We start from the raw sequence: 603 nt of genomic DNA, 5'->3' as shown, positions 1-603 counted from the left end.
AGCAAGCCGCAGCGCTCATGTACGGCGACGACATCGAGGAAGTTTTGGAGAAGGCTGACCGGCGCATGCAGAAGGCACGAGAGGGTCGCCAGAAGGGCGGGCTTGAGCCGATCAAGGACGTCTTGCTGGAAGTGTACGACGACTTGGAGGGTGGCTTCCACGCCAATAACAATCCAGACGCGGCGATCAACAAGGAGCAGCGTGTCAAAACGGGATACCCGGACCTCGACCGGATGACCACTGGATTCAGCCGATCGGATTTGATCATCATCGCGGCGCGGCCGGCGGTCGGAAAAACAGCCTTTGCGCTCAATCTGGCGACGAACGTAGCGGTTCGAGAGCAGGAAGCGGTCGCGGTGTTCTCGCTGGAGATGAGCAAAATACAACTGGTCGAGCGCATTCTGTGCGCCGAGGGGAACATCGACGCGGCGCGCATGAAGACGCGGATGTTCGACGAAGACGACTGGCCGAAGCTGACGATGGCGACCGGGGCGCTGTGCGACTCTCAAATTTTCATCGACGACACACCAGGAATCACGGTCCAAGAAATCCGCAGCAAGTGCCGGAAGCTGAAAGAGAAGCACGGCTTGCGCCTGATCCTGA

Annotated in this window: 1 protein-coding gene; it reads left to right on the top strand. The window is 59.2% G+C overall.

Translation table 11 applies throughout. The features are described 5' to 3' along the window. Positions 1-603 (top strand): replicative DNA helicase (locus tag EL26_RS23135; RefSeq protein ID WP_038094882.1); only part of this gene is annotated, 603 nt, incomplete at both ends.

The organism is Tumebacillus flagellatus (assembly GCF_000714935.1).
GTDB classification, from domain to species: Bacteria; Bacillota; Bacilli; order Tumebacillales; family Tumebacillaceae; genus Tumebacillus; species Tumebacillus flagellatus.
This window is presented reverse-complemented; position numbering and strand designations above follow the sequence as displayed.